This is a genomic window from Micromonospora sp. NBC_00821, from assembly GCF_036347035.1.
Lineage (GTDB): Bacteria > Actinomycetota > Actinomycetes > Mycobacteriales > Micromonosporaceae > Micromonospora > Micromonospora hortensis.
On sequence record NZ_CP108880.1, the window covers coordinates 6,497,023 to 6,515,906 of the forward strand.

Genomic DNA, 18,884 nt, shown 5'->3' on the forward strand with positions numbered 1-18,884 from the left:
GCCCCCGGGCAACGACTCAACCGCCTGACCTGGGTTAACAGGCCAGCGTCAGACGTTGAAGCGGAACTCCACCACGTCGCCGTCCTGCATGACGTACTCCTTGCCTTCGATGCGGACCTTGCCCGCCGCCTTGGCCGCCGCCATCGAACCGTGCTCGACCAGGTCGTGGTACGAGACCACCTCGGCCTTGATGAAGCCGCGCTGGAAGTCGCTGTGGATGACACCCGCGGCCTCCGGCGCGGTGGCGCCGACCGGGACGGTCCAGGCGCGCGCTTCCTTGGGGCCGGCCGTGAGGTACGTCTGGAGGCCGAGGGTGCGGAAGCCGACCCGGACGAGTTGGTTGAGGCCGGGCTCGTTCTGCCCGATCGACTCCAGCAGCTCGCGGGCCTCGTCCTCGGGCAGGTCCACCAGCTCAGATTCGATCTTGGCGTCCATGAAGATCGCCTCTGCGGGGGCGACCAGGGCGCGCAGTTCGTCGAGGAACGTCTCGTTGGCCAGCTCGGCCTCGTCGACGTTGAAGACGTACAGGAAGGGCTTGGTGGTGAGCAGGTGCAGCTCGCGCAGGTGCTCCAGCTCGATCTTGGCGGCGGCGGCCCCGGAGTAGAGGGTGGTACCACCGTCGAGCACCTCGATCGCGGCCTTCGCGGCGGCGACAGCGGCGGCCCGGTCCTTGCGGAGCTTGGCTTCCTTCTCCAACCGGGGCAGCGCCTTGTCGAGGGTCTGCAGGTCGGCGAGGATCAGCTCGGTGTTGATCGTCTCGATGTCGTCGGCCGGGGAGATCTTGCCGTCGACGTGCACCACGTTCGGGTCGGAGAAGGCCCTGACGACCTGGCAGATCGCCGAGGCGTCCCGGATGTTGGCCAGGAAGGCGTTGCCCCGGCCCTGCCCCTTCGACGCGCCGCGGACCAGGCCGGCGATGTCGACGAACGACACCGGCGCCGGCAGCACCTTCTGCGAGGAGAAGATCTCGGCCAGCTTGCCCAGCCGCTCGTCGGGCAGCCCGACCACGCCGACGTTGGGCTCGATGGTGGCGAACGGGTAGTTCGCCGCCAGCACGTCGTTCTTGGTCAACGCGTTGAAAAGCGTGCTCTTGCCGACGTTGGGCAGGCCGACGATGCCGATGGTGAGACTCACGACGGGCCAGCTTACGCCGGTCCCGGCCGGGCCGGTCCACGCGGCTCCGATTCGGCGCCTCGCCGCTTGTCGATCGTTGCTCCCACCGGGTCCTGTCAGGCGTTGCTAATCTCCCGGTTCGATGTTCCGCTGCTGGAGGTGAGATGACCTCGACGTTGCCCGAGCTGTACATCGGCGTCGACGTGGAGGCGGACGGGCCGATCCCCGGGCCGTACAGCATGATCTCGCTGGGCATGGCCGTGGCCGGCCGCCCGGACCTCACCTTCTACACCGAGTTGCGTCCCATCTCCGACGAGTTCGTCCCCGCGGCGCTGGCCGTCTCCGGCCTGGACCGGGACCGGCTGCTGCGGGAGGCGCCCACCGCGCAGGAGGCGATGTCCGCCGCGGCGGCCTGGGTCGACGGGCTCCGCCGGGTCGGCCGTCCGGTCTTCCTGGCCGCCCCGGCCGTCTGGGACGGCATGTTCGTGCACTGGTACTTCGTCCGCTTCGTCGGGCACAGCCCGTTCGGTGCGACCGGCTCCGGTGTCGATCTCCGCAGCTACTGGATGGGGTTGACCGGCAGCGAGTGGGCCGGAACCCGCCAGGGCACGATCAAGCATGAGCTGGGCCTGCACGACATGCCGCACACGCACCACGCCGGGGAGGACGCCGCCGAACTGGCCCAGGTCTTCGACGCGGTGCTGCGCCGCCGACAACCGGTCGAGGAGGCGTGACGCTCAGCCGAGCCGGCGGGGGGCGATGACCGCCTCGCGGACGCTGCCGTCCGCGCCGCGGCTGACCTCGTACGCCGAGACGCCGTCGCGGTCCGCGATTGCCTCGACGAGCTGGGTGCCCCGGTAGACCAGGCCGACGCCGTCGTCGGTGCAGTGGCTGGTGGGGAGCGTGCCGTCACCGACCAGCTCGTGCATGAGCGGGCGGCGCTGGCCCTCGCTGTCGTAGTGCACCCCGTTGCCGTACGGCAGCCAGGCCAGGCCCTCGGTGAAGCCGCGCAGCCGGGGGCCGAAGCTGTCGGTGGCACCGCCGACATGCCAGCAGATCGAGCCGGCGGAGACGCCGGCCAGCACCACGCCGGCCTGCCAGCACTCGTGCAGGATCTCGTCGAGCCCGTGCACCCGCCACACCGCGACCAGGTTGGCCACGCTGCCACCGTCGACCCAGATGACGTCCTGGGCGAGCAGGTGGGCGCGGACGTCCTCGACGTTCGGCATCGGGAACAGGGCGAGGTGTGACAGCCGGAAGCGGGTGTCGGCGAACGCGCCGTAGACGGCGGTCAACGAGGTGGGCTGGTCGCCGACGGCCTGCCCGAGATAGCAGACCCGCGGCTGCGGACCGGCCTCGGCCAACTCGGCCGCCAGCTCGAAGACCGGGCTGGGACGCAGGTCGTAGGGCCCGCGGTTGCCCCGAAAGAAGCCCATGCTGGTGGCGATGATGGTCGGTGCGCTGGCGGGCATCGGAGCGTCCTTCCGTCGACTGCGGTGCGGCGTCCATCCTGCCGCAGCCGGTCTTCCGCCCGCTCGGTGCGGGGCCCGACCGCCACTCGCTGGTGGCGGTCGGGCCCGGCCAACATCATGATCAACTCGACGGGTCGGGCCGCCGTTGGCGGGGCACCTCTACCTCGGGCCAATGGCCCAGGGCCCGACGGTCGGCCGGGGGCAGTTGCCCGGCGGCGGCGCGGGGCAGGGTGAACCGGTCGGCGGCGGCCGGCCCGACCGAGACCGACTCGCGCAGCATCCAACGCACCTCGTCGGCCGTCCAGCCCAGCCCCGGCCGCGCGGCGATCTCACGGATCAGCCGCCGGCCAACACTCGTGTCGTCGTCGTAGAAGCGCATGCACCAGTGGTGCGTCCACATCCCGAGCGCCCGCAGGCCCGCGTCGTCCAGGGAGCCGGCCAACCGGCCGCAGGCCGTGTCGGGAAAGCTCTGCTCGGGGTCGCCCGCCCGGTCCCGTTCGATGGCGCCCACGGCCGCCGGCGCGACGGCCCGCATCCGGCGGTAGAAGGACTGCGCCACCGCGCGGGGCAGCGGCGGGAACGCACCCGGTGTCGACGCCGCCGCCCAACCCGCCACGCTCGTCATCCGCCGCACCCCTTCTTCAGTTGGTGGCCGGACGCTACCCGGCACGACCGACACTCTCGGGCCGAAAAACCCCACCGATCGTGGATAGCGACGATGACCTGGGACGTCTGTATCTGTGACAACGAAACGGGGGTGGTGGGTGGACGAGGACGAGCGCGCACGGCTGGCCGAGTTCGTCGGCAGCCGGACTCCGGCGCTGATGCGGGTCGCGTACCTGCTGACCGGAGATCGCAACGCCGCCGAGGACCTGTTCCAGTCGGCGTTGGCGCGGACCATCCCGAAGTGGGGAACCATTCGGCACGCCGATCCCGAGGGCTATCTGCGGGTGGTGATGTACCGCGAGCAGATCAGCTGGTGGCGGCGACTCCGCCGGTGGCGGGAGACACCGCTCAATCCGGGCGACGAACCGGTCGGCGGCGACCCGAGCGGCGGCACCGACGTGCGGTTGGCGATGCGGGCCGCGCTGCGTCACCTGCCACCGACACAGCGGGCGGTGGTGGTCCTCCGCTACTACGAGGACCTGCCCGAAGCCCGGGTGGCCGAGTTGCTGGGCTGCTCGGTGGGGACCGTACGCAGCCGTACCCATCGAGCGGTGAAGCGACTGCGTGACCTGCTGCCGGACGTCGACAGGCTGGAGGTACGGCGATGACCGAACCCTTCGAGCACCTCATCCGCTCCACCCTCACCGACCTGGCCGAGGAGGCACCGATCGTGCATGACCAGTTGAGCCGAGCGGAACGGCTGGTGCGCAACAGACGTCGCGCCACTGTGACGGTGGGGGCGGTGAGCACCCTGGCGGCGATCCTGATCGCCACCCCGATCGCCCTGGCCGCGACCGGCTCGGACGAGCCTCCCCCGGCCGTGCCCAGCCCGGCTGGCCCGGCGGCCGTGCCCAGCCCACCCGCGCCCAACCCGTCCCCGCCCAGCATGGTGCCGACGGTCGTACCGAGCCCCGGGGGCGCGCCCGGGGACCCGTCGATCACGCCGGGCCCGCCCGGCGTACCGGGCCAACCGACTGTCAAGCCGAGCCCGTCGGGCCCGCCCGGTGTTCCGGACCGGCCGACTGTCACGCCAACCCCGTTGACTCCGCCCGCCCCGGGCGGTGTGCCGGGCCGGCCGACTGTCGTGCCGAGCCCGGCGCGTTGAGCGGAACCGCCCCGGCCTGACCGGTCAACCCAGGAGATTCCGGTCACCTTCGCGCGGCGCTCCCCGTACCGGCGAGCGTCGCGCGTCGCAGCGGCCGGCGGGCACCGGTCCGCCGAATTTGTCGAGGCCGACATGCCCGCTCATTCTTGGGCCATGACCGATCCCGGACACCCGAGGTGCGAGCTGCGGGGCCAACGATGAGCACCGCCATGGCCCGGGTGCCCGACTCCCTCCGGGGGCAGATCGTCACCCCCGGCGACCGCCGGTACGCGCAACTGCGCTCGACGTACACCAGGTCGGCGTCCCCGGCAGCGGTCCTACTGCCGAAGACCACCGCGCAGGTGGTCGACGCGCTGCGCTACGCGCGGGAGCAGCGGCTGCCGATCGCGGTCCGCAGCGGCGGGCACGGCCTGTCCGGAACCTCGTCCAACAACGGTGGGGTGGTCATCGACCTCTCCATGCTCAACCGGGTTCAGGTGATCGACGAGCGGGCCGGGCTGGTCCGGGTCGAGGCCGGCGCGCGCTGGGCGAACGTGGCGAAGGCGCTGGCCCCGTACGGGCTGGTGATCAGCTCGGGTGACTACGGCGGTGTCGGCGTCGGCGGCCTGGCCACCGGCGGTGGTGTCGGCTGGCTGGTCCGCGCCCACGGCCTCACCATCGACCGGGTCCGCGCCGTCGAGGTGGTGCTGGCGGACGGGACGCTGGTACGCGCGGACGCCGAACACGAGCCGGAGCTGTTCTGGCTGGTCCGCGGGGCCGGGGCTGGCACGGGCATCGTGGTGGCCTTCGAGATCGAGGCGGCCGAGCAGCGCAACGTCGGTGTCGCGCAGCTGGTCGTCGAGGCGCATCCGGACGGCCGCACCGTCCGGGAGTGGACGAGCTACCTCGCGCAGGCGCCACGGGAGTTGTCAGCGGCCGCCGTGGTGTACGCGGAGGGTCGATCGGTCCTCATGTCCATCACCGCGGTGGTCGCCGCCGAGAGCCTGCGCCGGGCCCGACCGGCGGTGGAACCGCTGCTCGCCATCGGCAAGGTGCTCGAACACCGGACCGACCTGCTGCCCTACCCGACGCTGGTGCCGACAGCGCACCTCAACCCCAACGTCGGGCAGCAGCGCGGCACGACCACGAACGGTCTGTTCACCGCGCTGGACGACGCCGGGGCGCGGGCCGTGACGCGAGCGGTGACCGGGCCGGGGCGGGCGGTGATCCAGCTCCGCTCGTTGGGTGGGGCGGTCAACGACGTCGCCTCCGACGCGACCGCGTACCCGCATCGTCACCAGGACACGCTGATCGTGGCCTCGGTGTTTCCGCCGCAGGCCGACGCCGCCTTGAACGCCGCCTGGCGGGCCGCCGGGGCACGCGCCGACGGCGCGTACGTCAACTTCGAGAGCCGGCTGGACCCGGCCGCGTTCGCCCGGATCTACCCGGGCGAGACCGGAGCGCGGGTCCGGCGGCTGTGGAAGCGGTACGACCCGGACGGGGTGTTCCGATCGGCCCTGCTGACCGGCCAGGCCAACCGCGCCGGTCAGGGCAACCGGTCCAACGGTGCCGGCCAGGTCGACCGAACCGGTCAGGGCTCCCGCGCCGGCCGGTCCGGTCAGCCGCACCGCCGCCGCCGCTGACGCCGGGGCCGGTCCCGCGCCCGCGCACACCCAGGTCCGATTCCCGCCAGCCGACGACCGGTCGGGCGGGGCATCATCGGTGGCATGGAGATGGACTTCGAGCGGTGTTACCGGGCCGTGGACAGCCGTGACCAGCGGTTCGACGGCTGGTTCTACACCGGTGTGACGTCCACCGGGATCTACTGCCGGCCGTCCTGCCCGGCGATCACACCGAAGCGGCAGAACGTCCGGTTCTTTCCGTCCGCCGCCGCCGCACAGGGCGCCGGGCTGCGTGCCTGCCGCCGCTGCCGGCCGGACGCCGCGCCCGGCTCACCGCTCTGGGACGTCCGCGCGGACGTGGTCGGTCGGGCGATGCGGCTCATCGCCGACGGGGTGGTCGACCGGGACGGCGTACCGGGGTTGGCCTCCCGGCTGGGCTACACCGAGCGGCACCTGCACCGGATGCTGAGCGCCGAGATGGGTGCCGGGCCGCTCGCGCTGGCCCGGGCCCAACGCGCCCAGACCGCCCGGATTCTGATCGAGACGACCGACCTGGCGATGGCCGAGATCGCGTTCGCCGCCGGCTTCGGCAGCGTGCGGCAGTTCAACGACACGCTTCGCGAGGTGTACGCGAGCGCCCCGTCCGACCTGCGCACGGCCCGTGGTCGCCAGCAGGCGCCGACCGGGGCGGGGACCATCGCGCTCCGGCTGGCGTACCGCCCGCCGCTGCACGCCCGGGCGCTGCTGGACTTCCTCGCGGTGCGGGCGTTGCCCGGCGTGGAGGCGGTCCGCGACGGGACGTACCACAGGGGTCTGCGGTTGCCGCACGGCACCGGCCAGGTGGCCCTGACCCCGGTGGACGGGCACGTGGCGGCGACGTTGCGCCTCGCCGACCTGCGCGACCTGGCACCGGCGGTGGCCCGCTGCCGCCGGTTGCTCGACCTGGACGCGGACCCGGCGGCCATCGACGCCACGTTGGCCACCGATCCGGCGCTGGCCCCGGCGGTCGCCGCCGAACCCGGCATCCGCGTCCCCCGCGCCGTCGACGGCTTCGAGCAGGCCGTCCGCGCCATCATCGGCCAACAGGTCTCGGTAACGTCCGCAAGAACAACCCTCACCCGCCTCCTCACCACCCACGCCCACGCCCACGCCCACGCCCACGCCCACGCCCACGCCCACGTTGATCATGAAGTTGTTGCCACTGACGACGGCGTGTCGGGACAACAACTTCATGATCAACGGGGTGGGGCGCCGGGTGGGCTGCGGGGGTTCTTGAGCGCGGAGGAACTTTTGGGGCTGCCGGACTCGGGGTTCGGGATGCCGGTGGGGCGGCGGGAGGCTCTGCGGGGGTTGGCTCGCGCCGTTGTGGACGGGTCTGTCGACCTCGCCGCTGGAGTGGATCGGGAGGAAGCCGTTCGGCGGCTGCTCGCGCTGCCCGGCATCGGCCCGTGGACCGCCAACTACCTGGCCATGCGCGCCTTCGGCGACCCCGACATCCTGCTCAGCTCCGACCTCGCGGTCCGACGCGGCGCTGCCGCGCTCGGCCTGCCCGACACCCCACCAACCCTCGACAGGTACGCCGAGCGCTGGCGGCCCTGGCGGTCCTACGCCACGATCAGACTCTGGAGAGCGGCATGAACATCGACAGCACCGTACTGAGCACACCGGCCGGCCCACTGAGCATCCTCGCCGGCCCCGACGGTGACGTACGGGCGGCCGGCTTCACACCGGACCCGGCGGCGCTGCTGCCCCTGGTCCACCCGGCCCTGCGGGCACCGCTACGGGAGCGGGCAGACCTCGGCCCGGTCAGCGCGGCGGTCCACTCCTACCTGGACGGTGACCTCGCCGCCATCGACACCGTGCCGGTCCGTCAACGCACCGGTGGAGAGTTCATGGCGCACGCCTGGCAGGTGCTGCGCGAGGTGCCGCCGGGCACCCCGGTCACCTACACCGGGTACGCCGCGCTGGCCGGTCGACCACCGGCGGTCCGAGCCGCAGCGGCAGCCTGCGCCCGGAATGCGGCGGCTCTCTTCGTGCCCTGCCACCGGGTTCTTCGCACCGACGGCACGCTCGGTGGCTACCGCTGGGGGCTGGACGTGAAGAAGTGGCTTCTCGGTCATGAGCGACGCTTGACAACAAGCTGACAGGAGCATCGACACTCATTGACGCTACCGTCTGGTAGTGCCTGTGGAGAGCGACGGCGACCCGGCCGCCCGGGCCGCCGCGGGCACCCACCCCGTGCACAACCTCTGGCGGCTGCGCCCCTACCTGCGCCCGTACGCCGCCGAGTTCGCCTGGCTGCTCGTCGCGGGCCTCGCCGGCACCGCGGCCGGGATCGCCGTGCCACTGGTCGTGCAGCGGGTAGTGGACGGGCCGGTGGCCCGACACGAACCGGCCGGGCTACTCCAGCTCGGTGGCTTGGCGCTGCTGCTCGGCGTGGTCGAGGCGGTGCTCATCTTCATCCGCCGGTGGGTGCAGTCGTCCTCGGCGGTGGGCATGGAGGCGGCACTGCGCGCCGACGTCTACGCCCACCTGCAACGGCTGCCGACCGGCTTCCACGACCGCTGGCAGTCCGGCCAGTTGCTCTCCCGGATCACCAGCGACCTGTCGGTGATCCGCCGGTTCCTCTCCTTCGGCGTGTTCTTCCTGGTGCTCAACCTGACCACGTACGTGGTCGTGGTGGCGCTGCTGATCAACCTGCATCCGGCGCTCGGGGTGCTGGTCGCGGCCAGCGCGGTGCCGCTGCTGCTGATCAGCCGCCGCTTCGGCAGGCACTACCACGCCGCGTCCCGCCGGATGCAGGATCAGCAGGGCGACGTGGCGACGCTGGTCGAGGAGACCGCGCAGGGCCTGCGCACCATGAAGGCGTACGGGCGGGGGCCCGAACTGGCCGCTCGCTTCGCCGGTGCGGCCCGGCGCCTGCACGACACCGGCGTCGGCAAGGGGCGGCTGCTGGCGAACACCTCGGCGCTGCTCGACCTGGTGCCCAACGTGACACTGGGCGTGGTGCTCGCGGCAGGGGCGGCCGCCGCCGCGCAGGGCACGCTCACCATCGGTGAACTGGTCGCGTTCGTCAGCCTCCAACTGATGCTCATCTGGCCGGTGCAGTCGCTGGGTTGGATCATCGCCAACGGTCAGGAGGCGGCCACCGCCGCCGACCGGATCCAGGAAGTGCTGGACACTCCACCGCAGATCGTCGACTCTCCCGACGCGGTCGCGCTGTCACGCGGCGCGGTGCGCGGTCGGCTGCGCTTCGAGCGGGTCGCGTTCAGCTACCCGGGTGCCACCAGTGGGGTGCTGCGCGAGATCGATCTGACCATCGAGCCGGGCGAGACGTTGGCCCTGGTCGGCGCCACCGGCTCCGGCAAGAGCACGTTGCTCTCCCTGGTGCCCCGGCTGCACGACGTGACCACCGGCCGGATCACGCTGGACGGGCACGACCTGCGCGAGCTGCGGCTGGCCTCGCTGCGCCGGTTGGTCGGGGTGGCGTTCGAGGAGCCGACGCTCTTCTCCATGTCGGTACGGGAGAACCTCACACTGGGTCGCCCGGACGCCGGCGACGACGAGATCCGCGCGGCCCTCGCGCTGGCCCAGGCCGACTTCGCGTACGACCTGCCCTGGGGGTTGGCGACCCGGGTGGGCGAGCAGGGGTTGTCCCTCTCCGGCGGGCAACGGCAACGGCTCGCGTTGGCGCGGGCCGTGCTCGGCAGACCGGCGGTGTTGGTGCTGGACGACCCGCTCTCCGCTCTCGACGTGCACACCGAGGCCCTTGTCGAAGCGGCGCTACGGCGGGTCCTGCGCGACAGCACCGCACTGCTGGTGGTGCACCGGCCGTCGACGATCGCGTTGGCCGACCGGGTCGCCCTGCTGGAGGACGGCCGGATCACCGCGACCGGCCGGCACTCCGACCTGCTGGCCACCGTTCCGGCGTACCGGGCGCTACTCGCCGCCGAGCCGCCCGCCGGGCATCCACCCCCGGCTGGAGCCAGCGGCCCGAGTTCGTCCCCTTCGGACGGGTGGGGGCTGGTGCGCTCGTGAGGGTGCCGGAGCAGGCCGACCCACCTCCCCCCGAGGAGGAGCCCGAGCTCACCCGCTGGCGCGGGACCGCCACCGACCCGGAGGCCGACCGCAGTCGAGCCGAGGACACCAGCCCGGAGGCGGTGGCCCGGCTACGCCGGCTCAGCCGCACCCTGCTGGGCGACCTGCTCCGCCCGCATCGGAGGCGTCTCACCGCGGCGGTCGCCCTGCTGCTGGCCCAGAACGCCGCCGCGATGGCCGGCCCGTACCTGGTCATGATCGGTATCGACCGGGCCATCCCGCCGTTGCGTGCCGGCGACGCCGGCCCGCTGGTCACCGTCGCCGGGGCGTTCGCGGTGGCCGCCGTGACCGAGTACGCGGCCCGCCGCGGCTTCCTCACCCTCTCCGCCCGGATCGGCCAGGCCGTCCTGCTCGACCTGCGGCAGCGGGTGTTCGGGCACTTCCTGCGGCTGTCGGTGGGCTTCCACGAGCGGTACACGTCCGGCCGGATGGTCTCCCGGCTCACCAGTGACCTGGACTCGATCGCCGAGCTGGTCGACGGTGGGATCGACAGCCTGGTGCTGGCCGGTCTCTCCATCCTGTCGGTGGCCGCCATCCTGCTCTGGCTGGACCTGCCGCTGGCGGCAGTGACGCTGTTCGCCTTCCCCTTCCTGTTCTGGCTCTCCCGCTGGTTCGCCCGGTCGTCGGCCAGCGCGTACCGACGGACCCGGGACGCCGTCGCGCTGGTCATCGTGCACTTCGTCGAGTCGATGCGGGGCATCCGTGCGGTGCAGGCGTTCCGCCGGGAGCCTCGCAACCAACGGATCTTCGTGGCGCTCGGCGACGACTACCGGCGGAGCAGCCTGCACGCGTTCCGGCTGATCGCCACGTACTCGCCCGCGATCAAGCTGATCGGCAACGTCACAGTGGCGGTGGTGCTCTGCTACGGCGGTTGGCGGGTGCTCGGCGGGCAGACCGAGATCGGTGTGCTCGCCGCGTTCCTGCTCTACCTGCGCCGATTCTTCGAGCCGATGCAGGAGCTGAGCCAGTTCTACAACTCGTTGCAGTCGGCCACCGCCGCACTGGAGAAGCTGGCCGGGGTGCTCGACGAACGACCGGGCGTCGCCGAACCGGCCCGGCCCACACCGCTGCCGACCGGTCCCGGCCGTGGTGAGTTGATCTTCCGCGCGGTCGGCTTCGGCTACCGGGCCGACACCCCGATTCTCTGCCGGCTGGAGTTGACAGTGCCGGCCGGGCAGACGGTGGCGCTGATCGGCCCCACCGGGGCGGGCAAGTCGACGATCGCGAAGCTGGTCGCCCGGTTCCACGACCCCGACACCGGCACGGTCCGGCTGGACGGGGTCGACCTGCGCGACGTGCGCGACGCCGACCTGCGCCGCGCGGTGGTGCTGGTGACGCAGGAGAACCACCTGTTCACTGGGACCGTCGCGGAGAACATCAGGTTCGGTTGCCCGGGGGCCGACGACGCCGCCGTCCAGGCCGCCGCGCGGGCGATCGGCGCGCACGACTTCATCGCCGCATTACCCGAGGGGTACGCCACCCAGGTGCACCGGCGCGGCGGCCGGCTCTCCGCCGGGCAACGGCAGTTGGTCGCGTTCGCCCGCGCGTTCCTGGCCGACCCGACAGTGCTCATCCTGGACGAGGCGACGTCGTCGCTGGACGTGCCGACGGAACGTCTGGTGCAGCGGGCACTCGGCACCATCCTGCGCGACCGCACCGCGCTGGTGATCGCCCATCGGCTTTCCACTGTGGAAACCGCTGACCGGGTGCTCGTCCTCGACGGCGGAAAAGTCGTCGAGGACGGCCCACCCGCCGTGCTCGCCGAGGCAGATGGCCGGTACGCCGCCCTGCACCGTCAGTGGCGTGACTCGCTGATCTAGTCGGGCCACCCCGTCGCGGCCACGACCGCCGGCCGGTGTGTTCGGCAGCAACTACGTCGCCCCGCACCCGGTAGGTGCCTACGATCGCATGATGACCGATACGGCGAGGACGGCCCGCGCCAGCGTTCCCGAGCGTCCGACCCTGGACGGGCTCGAGGAGAGCTGGGCACGCCGCTGGCAGGAGGACGGCACGTACACGTTCGACCGCTCGAAGCAGCGGAGCGACGTGTTCTCGATCGACACCCCGCCGCCGACCGTATCGGGCGAGTTGCACATGGGGCACGTCTTCTCGTACACGCACACCGACACCACTGCGCGGTACCAGCGGATGCGCGGCAAGGCCGTCTTCTACCCGATGGGCTGGGACGACAACGGCCTGCCCACCGAGCGTCGGGCGCAGAACGTGTACGGGGTGCGCTGCGATCCGGCGCTGCCGTACGACCCGGTGTGGCGGCCACCGGCGGCTCCGGTCGACGACGCCGCCCGCCGCGACCCCACCCCGATCTCCCGGCGCAACTTCATCGAGCTGTGCGAACGGTTGACTGTCACCGACGAGCAGGCCTTCGAGGCGCTGTGGCGACGGCTCGGACTGTCGGTGGACTGGTCCCTGACGTACACGACCATCGGCCGGATCGCCCGGACCACCAGCCAACGGGCGTTCGTCCGCAACCTGCGCCGCGGCGAGGCGTACCAGTCGGAGGCCCCGACCCTCTGGGACGTCGGCTTCGCCACCGCCGTCGCCCAGGCGGAGTTGGAGGACCGGGAGCGCCCCGGCGCCTACCATCGGCTGCGGTTCACAGCGGCCGACGGTCGGGAGGTGCTCATCGACACCACCCGGCCCGAGCTGCTACCGGCCTGTGTGGCGCTGGTCTGTCACCCCGACGACGAGCGGTACGCCGACCTGGTGGGCGGCACCGTGCGCAGCCCGCTGTTCGACGTCGAGGTGCCCGTGTACGCCCATCCCCTCGCCGAACCCGGCAAGGGCACCGGTGTCGCGATGGTCTGCACCTTCGGTGACCTGACCGACGTGACCTGGTGGCGTGAGCTGGGGCTGGACACCCGGGTGGTGATCGGCCGGGACGGTCGGTTGCTCCCCGAGCCACCGCACGGGGTGCCGGCGCAGCCGTACGCGGCGCTGGCCGGGCAGAGCGTCAACGGCGCCCGCCGGGAGATCGTCGGGATGTTGGCCGACGCCGGTGACCTGATCGGCGAGCCGCGCCCGATCACCCACCCGGTCAAGTTCTACGAACGCGGCGACCGGCCACTGGAGATCGTCTCGACGCGACAGTGGTATCTGCGCAACGGCGGCCGGGACGAGGCGCTGCGAGCCACGCTGCTGGGCAGGGGCGAGCAGTTGCACTGGGTGCCGGCGCACATGAAACACCGCTACGACAACTGGGTGGGCGGCCTCAACGGGGACTGGCTGGTCAGCCGTCAACGCTTCTTCGGCGTGCCGGTGCCGGTGTGGTACCGGCTCGACGACACTGGCGAGCCGGACTGGTCCCACCCTCTCACGCCGGACGAGTCCGCGCTGCCGGTCGACCCATCCAGCGATCCGGCGCCCGGTTACGACGAGTCGCAACGCGGCCGACCGGGCGGTTTCATCGGCGATCCGGACGTGCTGGACACCTGGGCCACGTCCTCGGTGACCCCGCAGATCGTCGGTGGCTGGGAGACCGACCCGGACCTGTTCGCCCGGGTCTTCCCGATGGACCTCCGCCCGCAGGGGCAGGAGATCATCCGGACCTGGCTCTTCGACAGCGTCGTCCGGTCGCACTTCGAGCACGGGGTGCTGCCCTGGCGGGACACAGTGCTCTCGGGCTGGATCCTCGACCCGGACCACAAGAAGATGGCCAAGTCCAAGGGGAACGTGGTCACCCCACTGGCCCTGTTGGAGCAGCACGGCTCGGACGCGGTGCGCTACTGGGCGGCCAGCGGCAAGCCCGGCATGGACCTGGCCTTCGACCCGGCGCAGATCAAGGTCGGCCGGCGGCTGGCCACCAAACTGCTCAACGCGTCCAAGTTCGCGCTCGGGCTGGGCGCGGCGGACGCGTTGCGCGCCCCGTACGACAACTCCAGTTCGGCGCGTCTGACGCCGCGCCGCGACCTGGAGCTGTCGGCCACCACCCCACTGGACCGGGCCATGCTCGCCGAGCTGGCCACCGTGGTCACCGCCGCGGGCACCGCCTTCGACTCGTACGACCACACGGCGGCCCTGCAGGTCACCGAGGCGTTCTTCTGGCGGTTCTGCGACGACTACATCGAGCTGGTCAAGGAGCGGGCCTACGGCACCGGCGCGGCGGCGGACTCCGCACGGGCGGCGCTGGCCTCGGCGCTGTCGGTGCAGCTGCGGTTGTTCGCCCCGGTGCTGCCGTACGTGACCGAGGAGATCTGGTCGTGGTGGCGGTACGGCTCGGTGCACCAGGCGCCGTGGCCCACCACCCACGAGGTGGCCCGGACCATCGATGGCTCGGGTGAGCCGGCGCTGCTGCGGCTCGCCGGTGACGCGTTGAGCCAGGTGCGACGGGCCAAGTCGGAGCGGAAGTTGTCGATGAAGGCGGAGGTGCCGTTGGCGGAGGCACTCGGCCCGGCGGCGCTGCTGGAGCAGCTCACGCTGGTCGCCGACGACCTACGGGCGGCGGGCCGGATCGGCAAACTCGACCTGCTCCCGGACCGTACCCCGGAGTTGGTCATCGCCTGCGCCTTCTGACCGGGGTCCGCCGCCGCCCGCTCGGGCGGCGGCGGACCGGCCGGTCACCAGCCGCGCAGGAAACGCAGCCCGAGCAGGAACGCGATCACGGCGGGCCCCACCAACAGGGTGATCGCCTGGAGCCGGTACGGCATCCGGTGCCGGGTCAGCTCGCCCGCGTTACCGAGCACGATGGCCCCCGCCAGCATCAGGAACGCGCCCCACCAACCCGTCTCCAGGTGGATCAGCTCCACCCGGATCAGTTGCAGGGTCAGGCCGAGCAGCGCCCCGGTCAACGCGAGCAGCGCCACCGCCCGGTGCAGGCCCCGGGCCAGCGGGTGGGCGGCGCGCCAGCCGTACGTGCCGAACACCGCCAGGCAGGGCAGCACCACCATGAGCGGCCAACCCCGCCCCATCACGCCGAACATCAGCAGTGCGCCCACAGCGAAGACCATCGTGCCGACACAGGCCAGCATGTACCCGGCGAAGGCCCGGCCGCCGCCGCGAGCGAGCAACGGCCCACCGCTGGCCGCGATCAACGCGGCCGGGATCAGGATGAACACCGCCCACCAGTGGAACTGACCGCTACCCTGAGCCGCCGTGGCGACGGTGGCACAGGCCAGCCCGGCGACGGCCAGACTGGTCAGCCACGGCCGGCTGCTCCGGGAGTATGGCTCAGCCAACGACGTCCGCTCCGCTTCGACGCTCACGCCCACCAGCCTGGCCCGAGGTGGCCCGACCGGTCCATCCGGCCAGCCCTACCGCCGCGCGGGGGCTGGCCGGAACAGCGTCCCGCACGGCTGTCAGCTCGTCTCGCCAGCCACGCTGAACGAACGCAGGCGGTCGATGGCGAGCACTGTGAAGCCGACGCTGACCAGCGCGGTCATCACCGACGCCACCGGCACCGACACGCTGGTCTCCAGCAGCCCCGTGGGGGCGATCCGGTCGGCGAGGGCGATCACGTACTGCTGGATGGAGAGCACCTTGGTGCCGCTGACGAAGTTGCCCAACAGCCCCTCCCAGATCAGCACGTAGACCAGCCCGAGCAGCACCGGCCGCCTGGTGACCAGGCTGAGCGCGAGGAACAACGCCGAGTACGCCAGCGCGCCGAGCGCCGCCGCGACCGCCAGCGCCAGTCCGAGGCGTACCGAATCGGCGAGCACGCCCGCGACGTAGAGCGGCACCGCCACGGTGACCGCGGTGACCCCGGCGGCCACCGCGAGCTTCGGCAGCACGATCTGCCAGCGCGGCAGCGGCTTGGTCAGGATGTGCACCACGGTGCCGTCGTCGATCTCGGCGCCCAACACGCCGGTGCCAATGATCAGCGCGACCACCGGCAGCACCACGGCCAGCCCGAGGCCGACAAGCACCGGCGGGCCCCACTGGCCCGGGTCCACCCCGAGCGACCGGCAGAGCACGGCCAGCCCGAGCAGCACCAACGGCAGCGGTAGCAGCAGCAGGAACCGACGTCGGCCGAACAACCCGCGCGCGGTGATCCAGGTAACTGTCGACATGTCAGGCCTCCACCAGGTAGGAGAAGACGCTCTCCAGGGACTCGTCGGACGGCACCAGCTGGCGTACCCGAATGCCTTTGTTCAGCGCGATCCGGGGTAGCGCCCGGGTGAACGCGCCGTAGTCACCGGCCCGCACGGTCAGGCCGGTCGGGTCCAGTTCGACCCCACTGACCGACGCCTCGGCGATCAGCGCGACGGCCAGCGCCCGGTCGTCGGTGGAGCGCACCGCGAACACGTGCGGGCGGTTGGTCATCAACCGGCGGATGGTCCGGAAGTCGCCAGAGGCTGCCAAGCGGCCGGCCACCATCACCTGCACCGTCCCGGAGACCTGTTCGACCTCCTCCAGGATGTGCGAGCTGAACAGGATCGTCCGGCCGGCATCACCCAGAGTGTGCAACAGCTGCATCATGTGCAGCCGCTGACGCGGATCCATGCCGTTGAACGGCTCGTCGAGCAGCAACACCTGCGGGTCGTGCACCAGCGCGGCGGCCACCCGGGCGCGCTGGCGCATGCCCTTGGAGTACGTGCCGATCCGGCGGTCCTGCGCCGACTCCAACTCCACCAGATCGATCGCCCGCCGGGCCGCCGCCGCCGGATCGGGCAGCCGGTGCAGCTTCGCGCTGGCCAGCACGAACTCGTACGCGGTGAGGAAACCCTGCACCGCCTCCCGCTCGCTGACCAGCCCCAGCCGCCGGTAGACGTCGGGGTTGCGCCAGGTCGGCTCCTCGTCGAGGGTGACGGTGCCGCGCGACGGAGCGAGGAACCCGGCCATCATGTGCAGCAGCGTGGTCTTGCCGGCGCCGTTCGGGCCGAGCAGCCCGGTCACACCCGGGCCGAGGGCCATGCTGATGTCGTTGACAGCGACCACGTTGCCGTACCACCGGGACACCCCGGTCAGGCTCAGCGTGCTCATCAGGAGGCGACCTTCCGGTAGCGGGCCAGCAGGAGGGCGGTCGCGCCGGCGACCAGCAGCACCGCGGCCAGGGCGTAGACCGGGCCGAACCCGCCGATCATCATCTCGCCCGGATCGCCCTCGACCAACAGGTCGCCCAGCGACCAGATGCCCACCCCCTGCACAAGCGTGGATGGTGAGGCGAGCCCGGCCAGCTCGTTGGCGGCGCGCGACGGCAGGATGCTCAGCACGCCCACGATCGGGGTGGTCATCAGGAAGACAGCGACCACGCCGCCGGCGGCGAAGGCGCGCTTACCGGTCAGCGACGCGACCAGCAGGCCGATCGAGGCGAAGACCACAGCCCACAGCCCGGCGTAGAGCAGCCCGGGCAGCAGGTCGAGCAGCTCGTTCCAGACCCCGCGCATGCCCTGCTTGGTGGTGAACGCGGCACCCAGGAACATCAGCAGCTGCGGCCCGCCGAGCAGCAGCCAGAGCGCGGTGACCAGCGCCAGCAGCTTGGCCAACGCGTAGTCGGTGCGCGGCAGCGGCCGGGAGAAGTACAGCGGCAGCACACCGCTGCGCAGATCCCGGGAGACCAGCTCCGGGGCGACGACCGCGACGAAGAAGATGACCAGCCAGCTCATCGCGTCGGCGAACTGGGCGTACGTGGCGACCGGCTCGCCGATCTGGCTGCGTACCGCGGCCAGGGCCACCGCGACCAGGGTGACGATGCCGACCACCAGCCACGGGAAGATCTTGGCCTTGGCGCTGCGCCCGAAACCGAACGCGGTGCGCAGACCGTGCAGGTAGAGCGCGCCGAAGACCTGTCGGCGGCCGAGCCTCGGGCCCTCGTAGCGTTGGTAGCCGATGTCGTGGATGACGCCCGTCGGCGTGGGGCGCACTGCGGCGGTGGACGGCTCAGGCATGAGTGAGCTCCCTCGTGGCGAAGAGTTCGGCCACCCGGTGCCGGCGCTGGTCCAGTCGGTGCAGTGGCAGGTCCAGTTCGGCGACCGCACCGAGGATCAGGTCGTAGGTGCCGTCGTCGGCGAGCGGCACGAGGAGTAGCCGCCCGTCCCGGGCGACAGGCAGTTTCAGTTCGGCGAGTCGGGCGGCGAGTTCCTCCGTGCCCTCGCTGACCTCCACGGCGAGCACGTCAGTGGCCGAGGTCATCGCGGAGATGTTGTCGGCGCGCAGCAACCGGCCGCCGTCGATGGCGATCAGCGTGTCGCAGATCCGCTCCACCTCGCCGAGCAGGTGCGAACAGACCAGCACGGAGATGCCGAACTCGGTGCCGATCCGGTGTACCAGGGCCAGCATGGCGTCGCGTCCGGCCGGGTCCAGGCCGTTGGTCGGCTCGTCCAGCAACAGCAGGTCGGGGTCGTGCACCAGCGCCTGGGCCAGCTTGACGCGCTGCTTCATGCCGGTCGAGTAGCCACCGACCGGGCGATAGCGCTCCTCGTAGAGCCCCACGTGCCGCAGCGCCTCCGAGGCCCGCTCACGAGCCGCGGTGCGGGGAAGGCCGCTCATGCGACCAAGGTGGGTGACCAGTTCGGCGGCGGACAGGTCCGGTGGGAGACAGTCGTGTTCCGGCATGTAGCCGACACGGTTGCGGACAGCCGCCGGGTCTGCGGTCGGGTCGATGCCGAGCACCGAGACCTGACCGCTGGTTGGTGCGATCAGGCCGAGCAGAATCTTGATCAACGTGGATTTGCCGGCGCCGTTCGCGCCCACCAGGCCGATGATCCCGGGCTCGACGGCGACGGTGAGGTCGGCCAACGCGGTGACCCGACCTCCGTACGTCTTGGTGAGCGACTGGGTCGCGATCAGTGTCACGGGCCCAGCGTAGGGAGTCGATGCCCAGCAGGGACACCGGCACGCCCCCGGCACTCCCCTGATCCTTTCCCGGCCGGACCC

17 protein-coding genes are annotated in these 18,884 nt (G+C 71.9%); 9 read left to right on the forward strand and 8 right to left on the reverse strand.

What is annotated here, in order from left to right:
- Window positions 1–48 precede the first annotated feature (48 nt).
- Window positions 49–1,134, reverse strand: coding sequence for a redox-regulated ATPase YchF (ychF, locus tag OHB44_RS29810; RefSeq protein ID WP_112670729.1), 1,086 nt, complete (start codon window positions 1,132–1,134; stop codon window positions 49–51).
- Between the two features lie 143 nt (window positions 1,135–1,277).
- Between ychF and OHB44_RS29815 the strand changes: the two genes are divergently transcribed.
- Window positions 1,278–1,847, forward strand: coding sequence for an exonuclease (locus OHB44_RS29815; protein WP_330438944.1), 570 nt, complete (start codon window positions 1,278–1,280; stop codon window positions 1,845–1,847).
- A gap of 3 nt (window positions 1,848–1,850) precedes the next feature.
- On the opposite strand, the gene OHB44_RS29820 is transcribed toward OHB44_RS29815, so the two are convergent.
- Window positions 1,851–2,585 (reverse strand): peptidase E, encoded by a 735-nt coding sequence (locus OHB44_RS29820; RefSeq protein ID WP_238687728.1) that lies wholly within the window; start codon window positions 2,583–2,585, stop codon window positions 1,851–1,853.
- A gap of 121 nt (window positions 2,586–2,706) precedes the next feature.
- Window positions 2,707–3,210: a hypothetical protein gene (locus OHB44_RS29825; protein ID WP_238687729.1), complete on the reverse strand. Its 504-nt coding sequence runs from the start codon at window positions 3,208–3,210 to the stop codon at window positions 2,707–2,709.
- Window positions 3,211–3,349: 139 nt separating this feature from the next.
- On the opposite strand from OHB44_RS29825, the gene OHB44_RS29830 reads away from it, so the two are divergent.
- The 8 genes from OHB44_RS29830 (at window position 3,350) to valS (ending at window position 14,585) form a co-directional block, all read left to right on the forward strand.
- Window positions 3,350–3,859, forward strand: coding sequence for a SigE family RNA polymerase sigma factor (locus OHB44_RS29830; RefSeq protein WP_238687730.1), 510 nt, complete (start codon window positions 3,350–3,352; stop codon window positions 3,857–3,859).
- Window positions 3,856–4,356, forward strand: a complete 501-nt coding sequence (locus OHB44_RS29835) for a hypothetical protein (protein ID WP_330438945.1) — start codon at window positions 3,856–3,858, stop codon at window positions 4,354–4,356. The genes OHB44_RS29830 and OHB44_RS29835 overlap by 4 nt, the downstream gene beginning before the upstream one ends.
- Window positions 4,357–4,553: 197 nt before the next feature.
- A complete protein-coding gene (locus tag OHB44_RS29840; protein ID WP_330438946.1) occupies window positions 4,554–5,978 on the forward strand; it encodes an FAD-binding oxidoreductase in 1,425 nt (474 codons plus the stop codon).
- A gap of 84 nt (window positions 5,979–6,062) precedes the next feature.
- Window positions 6,063–7,595 carry a DNA-3-methyladenine glycosylase 2 family protein gene (locus OHB44_RS29845; RefSeq protein WP_330438947.1) on the forward strand — a complete coding sequence of 511 codons (1,533 nt, stop codon included), beginning with the start codon at window positions 6,063–6,065 and terminating at the stop codon, window positions 7,593–7,595.
- Window positions 7,592–8,101: a methylated-DNA--[protein]-cysteine S-methyltransferase gene (locus tag OHB44_RS29850; RefSeq protein WP_238687734.1), complete on the forward strand. Its 510-nt coding sequence runs from the start codon at window positions 7,592–7,594 to the stop codon at window positions 8,099–8,101. The genes OHB44_RS29845 and OHB44_RS29850 overlap by 4 nt, the downstream gene beginning before the upstream one ends.
- Before the next feature lie 37 nt (window positions 8,102–8,138).
- Entirely contained in the window at window positions 8,139–9,995 is a 1,857-nt protein-coding gene (locus tag OHB44_RS29855) for an ABC transporter ATP-binding protein (protein ID WP_266304451.1), read from the forward strand.
- Complete coding sequence (locus OHB44_RS29860) at window positions 9,992–11,875, forward strand: ABC transporter ATP-binding protein (RefSeq protein ID WP_238687736.1); 1,884 nt, start codon at window positions 9,992–9,994, stop codon at window positions 11,873–11,875. The genes OHB44_RS29855 and OHB44_RS29860 overlap by 4 nt, the downstream gene beginning before the upstream one ends.
- A 91-nt stretch (window positions 11,876–11,966) precedes the next feature.
- Entirely contained in the window at window positions 11,967–14,585 is a 2,619-nt protein-coding gene (gene valS, locus OHB44_RS29865; protein ID WP_266304449.1) for a valine--tRNA ligase, read from the forward strand.
- Between the two features lie 44 nt (window positions 14,586–14,629).
- Here valS and OHB44_RS29870 read toward each other — a convergent pair whose 3' ends face one another.
- The 5 genes from OHB44_RS29870 to OHB44_RS29890 form a co-directional block, all read right to left on the reverse strand.
- Entirely contained in the window at window positions 14,630–15,274 is a 645-nt protein-coding gene (locus tag OHB44_RS29870; RefSeq protein WP_238687738.1) for a hypothetical protein, read from the reverse strand.
- Between the two features lie 93 nt (window positions 15,275–15,367).
- Complete coding sequence (locus OHB44_RS29875) at window positions 15,368–16,078, reverse strand: ABC transporter permease subunit (protein ID WP_112583758.1); 711 nt, start codon at window positions 16,076–16,078, stop codon at window positions 15,368–15,370.
- A 1-nt stretch (window position 16,079) separates the two neighbouring features.
- Entirely contained in the window at window positions 16,080–16,991 is a 912-nt protein-coding gene (locus OHB44_RS29880; protein ID WP_238687739.1) for an ABC transporter ATP-binding protein, read from the reverse strand.
- On the reverse strand, window positions 16,991–17,896 hold the full coding sequence (locus tag OHB44_RS29885) for an ABC transporter permease (protein ID WP_238687740.1): 906 nt from the start codon (window positions 17,894–17,896) through the stop codon (window positions 16,991–16,993). The genes OHB44_RS29880 and OHB44_RS29885 overlap by 1 nt, the downstream gene beginning before the upstream one ends.
- The gene (locus OHB44_RS29890) at window positions 17,889–18,803 is read right to left on the reverse strand and encodes an ABC transporter ATP-binding protein (protein WP_091406315.1); all 915 of its coding nucleotides are present in this window, start codon (window positions 18,801–18,803) and stop codon (window positions 17,889–17,891) included. The genes OHB44_RS29885 and OHB44_RS29890 overlap by 8 nt, the downstream gene beginning before the upstream one ends.
- Window positions 18,804–18,884: the final 81 nt, after the last annotated feature.